The organism is Solemya elarraichensis gill symbiont (assembly GCF_002021095.1).
In the GTDB taxonomy this organism is placed as follows: domain Bacteria; phylum Pseudomonadota; class Gammaproteobacteria; order Chromatiales; family Chromatiaceae.
In genome coordinates, this window is record NZ_MPRK01000083.1 from 1 (window position 1) to 6,998 (window position 6,998).

The window sequence follows — 6,998 nt, forward strand, 5'->3', positions numbered from 1 at the left end:
CGAACTCCAGCCTGTCGCCCTTTGAAAGGAAATCACCCTGTCCCGTGATACCACCGAGCGCCTCACGGGCAACTGTGGCACAACTTCCCAACCTGTGCGGCGCACTGAACCCACCGACCACGGCAAGATAGGCACGTAAGCCACTCAGCGGCGCATGAAAATCGAGCCGGTCACCGGCTAAGATTGAATAGCTGAACCAGGGTTCTGCATGGACGCCGTTAATCCGTGCATCCAGATCAGCACCGGCAATTGCGATCATGGCATCCGTTTCGGCAAGCAGGCTCAGTACGCCGTAAGTACTTTCGATTTGTGCCGCATTCGGTGAGTTGCCAAGCAATCGGTTCGCCCATGAGAATGCATGTTCATCCATGGGGCCGCCCGTGGTGACACCGAGATGCTGATAGCCGTGACGGCCAAGATCCTGAATACAGGAGAAGTGACCCGGTTTGAGCACCTCAAAGCTCATTCGCTACATCCTCGTCCAGTTGGCCCCCAAGGTCGAGATACTCCTGCCTGCCGATTGGACGAAAGCGAATCTCTGCACCCACCTCTATTTGTGTCAGTGAATCGCTCTCCCAGTCGATCATCTGCATTGGTGTTCTGCCTATAATCCGCCAGCCACCTGGCGTTGCCGCCGGATAGACGGCAGTCTGCGAATCGGCAATTGCCACGCTGCCTGCCGGAACTCTGAGCCTTGGTTTTTGCATACGCGGCATCGCAATGCGTTGATCCACCTTGCCGAGGTAGGCAAAGCCCGGGGCGAATCCAATCGCATAAACACGGTAGGGGCTATCACTGTGAATCGAGATGACCTCGTCAGGTGCAAGCCCTGCAAATTCACTTAATGCCTGCAGGTCGAGGGCAACCTCTTCGCCGTAATAGACAGGCACTTCAAGCAGTGCGCTGGAAACACTCTCCTGCAAATCGGCTGCATCATCATCAAGCAACTCAACAAGGTACTGATGCAGTTGCTCATGATCGATGCGGTCGGGATCATAATAGAGCAGTAGCGAGGTATAGGAGGGAACCAGGTCAGTCAGCAGAGGACCAAGCGACTGTCGAACGATAGCCAAGGCCCGACCAACCCGGGCAGAGACGTCATCACTGATCTCATCTCCCAGGTAGACAATCGAACTGTTTTCGTTAAGCGCTTCGATTCTCATAAAGAGGAAATAATGTCACGGATATGCCTTGCTGAATCGAGTGCATGCTGGCTGTCGCCGTGAACACAGATGGTGTCTGCCTGAATCGGGATGCGTTTGCCGCTGAGCGTGGTGACAGACTGTTCATTCATTATCTGCTGCACCTGCTGTCCTATCGTTTCGAGGTCCTGGTGTACCGCACCCGGCTGCGCACGGTTAACAAGGTGACCTTCGTCGTCATAGGCACGATCAGAAAACGCCTCGAACCAGATCTCGATGTCATACTCCCTGCCCTTCGCGCTGATCTCTTCAGATTCCGGCGTTGCCAGTACAACCAACGGACAATCAGGCGCAAAATCCCTGACGGCTTCCATTATGACTGTCATGGTGGCTTCGTCACGCATCATCTTGTTATACAGGGTGCCATGCGGTTTCACATACTGGACACGCGTGCCGTGGACACGACAGATGCCATCAAGAGCAGCAAGCTGGTAAACAAGTCCCGCCTTGAGCTCCTGCGGATGCAACGTCAGGTCACGACGCCCAAAGCCAATAAGGTCCGGATAACCTGGATGGGCACCGATAACAACATCCTCGGCAAGCGCCATCTGCACCGTGCGCTCCATGGTGAGCGGATCGGATGCATGAAAACCACAGGCGATACTGGCCATGTCGATCAAGGGCATGACCTCTTCATCCATGCCCATGGTCCAGTTGCCGAAGCTCTCGCCCATATCGCAATTGAGTTTCATGTTTGTTTCCAGCGCAGAGTGTAATCCTGACTTAGGATAACCCGTTTCAATCACCTGAGACCAGCAACTCCAGCACCTCGTTCAATGCCTCAAGAGAATTGCTCTCTCTCGCATCCCACTCATTCTGCCTGACACCATCAATCATCCAGTAGCTACCGTAGAAATCCGAGGCCACAATGAGGAGTGGTTTCTCATTCAAATCAACCCCGCTACCTCCTGCCTCGGCAACAATCTTGTCGGCGACAGTAAAACAAGCTGCGATCTCCTCGGCCCCCTTGTCATTGTCGGTATACACACCGCCCCATCTCAGGTGTAGTAACAGGCAGAGGCCGGATTTCACCAGGTAATACTGTATCGCCCAGGAGTTCACACCATGCCCGTCATGCGACAGGATGACGTAATCATTAACCTGCTCGGTTTCAAACTCTTCAGCGTAGTTCTGGAGGAAGTATGGAGAGACCTCGATCTTGCGTGTTGAGTAGAGCCATTTCCCGCGTTGTTTCAATTTAGCCGCGAGTTCACGAGGAAGAGTTGGAAAGCCCAATCCCTCCGATTCAAACAGCGCTTGCGCCGCCCGGGGATCGGGCCGCTTGAACCAGTATTTTATTTTTGCCAGTCGTGCTTTCAAATGTTTCAGGGAATTAGTGCCAAACAGTAATAGATTACTTGACCAGCATCCCCTTGTGCTCAATAAATTCAATTATCTCAGGCAATCCCTGTACTGATATGGAACTGCGATACTAATTGTGGACTGATTACTTTACCGTAATTAATTGTTATTCCAGTAATAATAAAATGAGTCTATCCCAACTTGTTCTGATTAAACTCTTTATCTGGCTTATAATTAATGTAGAGATTCAATATTCATTATTGATTGCAAATTGTTTCTGTTTGATTTGCCGGAGGCGGTGTCATGCGGAGCTTTTAATGGGTGAAAATGGAATATTTTGATGGGACATAGACGATGGTGTTACCTAAGTTCAGAGGCTTTACCTTAATCGAACTAATGATCGTCATGGTAGTGCTTGCCGTGATCCTGTTACTGGCAGTGCCTTCTTTCGAAGACACCATTGAGCGTCGTCAGCTTCAGCGGACCGGTGAGAATATCTATAGCGCCATCATGTTCGCCAAGTCCGAGGCTGTGAAGCAGGCAACAGATGTTTCAATCACCTTCACCAAGCAGTCTCCGGGTGACGGCTGGTGTTACGGGATAGATGACGATACCACTTCTGCCTGTAACTGCATCACTGCTGCAGCGAATTGTACGCTTTATGATGACCCCAAGACTTTCAGCAACGGCGTGGCAGGCGGAGCAGAGCCATTCAAAAATATTGAACTGGATAGCAACGTATCTCTGACATTTACTTCAGACTACGGCAAGGCAACTGTTGATACCGCGACTGTTTCGCTAGAGTCTGAAAATAGCCATGAGTTCAATATCAAAATTGATTCGGAGGGTCGGCGCATCCGAATTGAGTCGGATTTACCCGGTTATGCGGACATTCCATAGAGGTAATAATGGCACAGGAAAGCAAGATGTATTTTAGTTACCCAGCGAACAAGAGTTATAAGCAGACCGGACTGGCGCTGATCGAATTACTGGTCGGCCTTGTTGTGGCGCTGCTTGCTGTTACTTTTATCCTGAATATCTACATCACGAATATTCGTTCGACCTCCGAGACAGTCAATGCCTCGCGCCTGGATGCCGATTTGCGCTCGGTGATGACATACATGGTAGAGGAGATTCGCCGGGCAGGTTACTGGAAAGCATCCGTCGTCGAGTCAGGGGGGACTACAGAGATTGCTGATCCAAAATGCAACCCGTTTTCTGCCTATAGCAATGACCTGGATTTTACTGACTGCGACCCCGTAATATCGACTTTTGGAACCAACCTCGTGGTGTCGAAAAAAACCGGAGAAGCGGACAACTCGTGCATAACCTTTACCTATGACCGGGGAAATCCAAGTGATCCTGATGACCCTGACGGAATACTGCAAACCACGAACGAGTATTACGGCATACGACTAATTGAGAATGATGATGATATCGGTATTATCGAGATCGCCAAGAGTATCAGCTGTGACGGCGGCACGTGGAATGCGCTGACTGATCCGGAAATCGTTGACATTACCGAGTTGACGTTTGACGTGACAGATACGGTATGTACAGATGTGAACACAAGCAGCGCTTCGAATACGAAGAGTGGTGGCGACTGTATTCAAGACTATCTCGATGAAATACCATCCCTGAGTGAACATCGCATCGTGCAGAACAAGGTGGTCATTATTACCCTTGAAGGTGAATTAAGGAATGATGACGTTGTGTCAAAGATACTGGAGCAGACAGTGAATGTCAGGAACCGTACAGTGGCAAAGATTCCTTGACCGGAAAATGGTGAAAAAAGAGATGAAACAAAAGCAGAAATTCAGATCAATCAAGCGCCAGGATGGTATCGCTGTACTGGTAATTGCGCTCATCATGCTGCTGTTAATGACAATGCTTGCCTTCATATCGAGCAACAGCGTTCGCCAGGATATTACCATATCAAATAACGATTTCCGGATACGCCAGGCATTCCAGGCTGCAGAGGCTGGCCTCTCCTTTGCGGAAGCTCACTACATAGCAAATATCGATGACTATGATACTGATGGTGATGGCACGATAGATTCTCCGAGTGAGTACCCTGGTGGTGAAAGCACTCCTGAGGTAGGGGAATACTACAACAATGACGGGGAGAGCAATCCAGGTTTTAGTTACGATGAAATACGCTTTGCAGCAGGCAGCGACAATGTCCTTTATATCGAATCCAGGGGCTGGAGCGATGACGGCACAACGGAGCGCACACTCAGCAACTATCTTTCACTCGTGCCTCTTGTTAATACCCCACCAGCATCACCATTGACGGTAAGGGGCGCTGTTGACGTCACCGCTGGTGGTGTTTCAGTGGAAAACGCTTTTGGAAACATCACTATCAGGTCGGGAGGAGTGACCGAAACAGGCAGCGCTTTTAAGACCCGTACCTGCAATGATTGTGGCTCCAGGTATCCGGACACCTACGGCAACCCGTCTGAGGGTGGCCCCAGTAACCCCTTACCCGGGATGTGGCTTACTGATACAGGGGCTGGTGACGAGGCCGATGTGACTATTTTTGAGTTTGAAGGGGGTGAAGCCGATCCCACGATAATCATGAATGATCCATATCTTGATCTTGAAGCCGATGAGTTTTTCAAGCGCTACATGGGCGGGACGATGGAAGAAGTCAAAGGCGTCATGACAATTTATACTTCTTCAGATGATATTGACGGAATCGAGGGTCAGGCGATGTGGCTTGATACGGAAGGCGATGAATACGATTTAAAGGACAGCGTTGGGTCAAGAGATAATCCGGTAGTATTGGTCGTGGAAGGGGACATGAAGACTAGTGCCAATTTCGTATTATTTGGCATGCTGTTTGTTACTGGTGAGGCGGATTTCAGCGGCGGTGGTGAGCTGTATGGTTCAATGGTCGTCATGGCAGAAGGTTTCAACCCTGGTACCGGTGGGGGCGTAATTTACTATGATCCTCTAACCGCCTCTGGAGGCGGAGCCGGAGGGGGCGCCGGTGGCAGTATAGGAGGAACCTGGCGTGACTGGGGTAATTGATTTTATGAATGGAGTCTCTACAAATTGCGAGGCACTAAAATGTTTTTAAACAGGCCAGGTTCCCAGAAAGGCGTGGTGATTCTAGAGGCACTGATCGCGTCAACAATTTTTATTATCGGCCTGATTGCTATCAGTCAATACCAATCAGTCATTCAGAGGGAGTCGGGCGAAAACAAGGCTCATGATGCTGCAACCCTTCTCGCACAGGAGAAACTCGACGAGTTCCGCCAAGTAACCGACAAGACCACTTTTGAAGCGCTGGCATCCGGAAGTGACGCTCCTATTGAGCTTGTCAATACAAGCTTTAACCGTAGCTGGACAATTACAAACAATGCCGGTGTGGCAACCGACAAGTATGTTGTCATTACAGTCTCCTGGACACCAGTAAAAGACGCGACACAGGCAGTTGAACTGTCCGGTTTCTTGCGCTGGTCTGACGTTGTACGCCAGGCAGCCTACCTCTCAGGCGGTGATCCGATTCCGTCATCGTCCGGCGGCACCCTGAATCCAGACAAGGAGTATACACCCGAAGAATTCGAAGAGCTGAAGTTGGAAGAGGATGAGGAAGGCGATAAGCGTCTCGTCCAACTGAGTGAGGATGTCAGCGTCTATGAGGCCGCGGATGGCCAGGCGGAAGTGATTGTAAAGACGACAGAAGATGGGGAAGTTGTCTATAACGTAGTGTTTAAATCAAGTAATACTGGCATTGTCATGCTCAGGGGCATTGTCACGGTTGGCGAGGGCGCGAGAACAGCAGCTGATTTCTTCCTGAGCGATCCGCCAGGTGAGATAGTGACGACAGATGCGGGTTACTGTGTCCACCCGGAAGAGAGCGGTCATGATGTGCGCACACCAGACGGCGAGGGAACAAAATCGACCTCCGAGACCGAAACCCTTGCGGATAACCAGGATCGTTTTCACTGCTTTACCGGAAGAACCTGGTACGGCAACATGGGTATGGTCGGTTATGACAAGAAAGACCTGATTTGCCCAGCTATCTATACCTATCCGCCAGTCATTGGCCTGAATGAAGGACTGCAGGAGGTATCAGGCATGGTCTATGTCGACAGTGGCGATCAAACGCATAACATTAGCGTTCCGCTAGGCCGTTTGTGGGCTCTTGATGACCAGAATTTCAGAATACTTTCATTCAAGGACAGCTGTGAAGAGACAGGTAGTGGAACTATCGACCTTACATTTGCACTTTCAACTTATCCTGGTGCCACGACGGTAACAGAACTTGGAAGTACCACTGTTGAAGCAGTCAATCCGATAGGTGACTGCGAAGACATTGATCCTGAATTATCAACAGAAGGGGATCCTGTTGGAAGCTGCAGTGTCGAGATTGGCGCTGGCGGGTATACAGGAAGGATTGTCCTGATACCGGATAACGACCTCAGAATCTGTGGCTCGAATGTGATTGACCCTGATCCGAATCCTACCACAAGTGCTCTAATGATA

At 50.3% G+C, this 6,998-nt stretch carries 8 protein-coding genes; 4 read left to right on the forward strand and 4 right to left on the reverse strand.

Annotated features, from left to right (window positions below; genetic code table 11):
- From BOW51_RS05635 to BOW51_RS05650, 4 genes are all read right to left on the reverse strand, one after another.
- The coding region (locus tag BOW51_RS05635) for a 5-oxoprolinase subunit C family protein (protein WP_370738158.1) at positions 1–466 on the reverse strand (466 nt) is incomplete at its 3' end.
- Complete coding sequence (pxpB, locus tag BOW51_RS05640) at positions 456–1,163, reverse strand: 5-oxoprolinase subunit PxpB (protein ID WP_078476845.1); 708 nt, start codon at positions 1,161–1,163, stop codon at positions 456–458. The genes pxpB and BOW51_RS05635, both read right to left, overlap by 11 nt.
- Positions 1,160–1,894 (reverse strand): 5-oxoprolinase subunit PxpA, encoded by a 735-nt coding sequence (locus BOW51_RS05645; protein WP_078476846.1) that lies wholly within the window; start codon positions 1,892–1,894, stop codon positions 1,160–1,162. The genes pxpB and BOW51_RS05645 overlap by 4 nt, the downstream gene beginning before the upstream one ends.
- 46 nt (positions 1,895–1,940) lie before the next feature.
- A complete protein-coding gene (locus BOW51_RS05650) occupies positions 1,941–2,522 on the reverse strand; it encodes a hypothetical protein (protein WP_078476847.1) in 582 nt (193 codons plus the stop codon).
- Between the two features lie 336 nt (positions 2,523–2,858).
- On the opposite strand from BOW51_RS05650, the gene BOW51_RS05655 reads away from it, so the two are divergent.
- The 4 genes from BOW51_RS05655 to BOW51_RS05670 form a co-directional block, all read left to right on the forward strand.
- Positions 2,859–3,404, forward strand: a complete 546-nt coding sequence (locus BOW51_RS05655; protein ID WP_078476850.1) for a GspH/FimT family pseudopilin — start codon at positions 2,859–2,861, stop codon at positions 3,402–3,404.
- Positions 3,405–3,430: 26 nt separating this feature from the next.
- On the forward strand, positions 3,431–4,279 hold the full coding sequence (locus BOW51_RS05660; protein WP_135568083.1) for a PilW family protein: 849 nt from the start codon (positions 3,431–3,433) through the stop codon (positions 4,277–4,279).
- The gene (locus BOW51_RS05665) at positions 4,245–5,537 is read left to right on the forward strand and encodes a PilX N-terminal domain-containing pilus assembly protein (RefSeq protein ID WP_078476849.1); all 1,293 of its coding nucleotides are present in this window, start codon (positions 4,245–4,247) and stop codon (positions 5,535–5,537) included. The genes BOW51_RS05660 and BOW51_RS05665 overlap by 35 nt, the downstream gene beginning before the upstream one ends.
- A gap of 39 nt (positions 5,538–5,576) precedes the next feature.
- On the forward strand, positions 5,577–6,998 hold a 1,422-nt coding region (locus BOW51_RS05670; protein ID WP_135568084.1), incomplete at its 3' end, for a PilV family protein.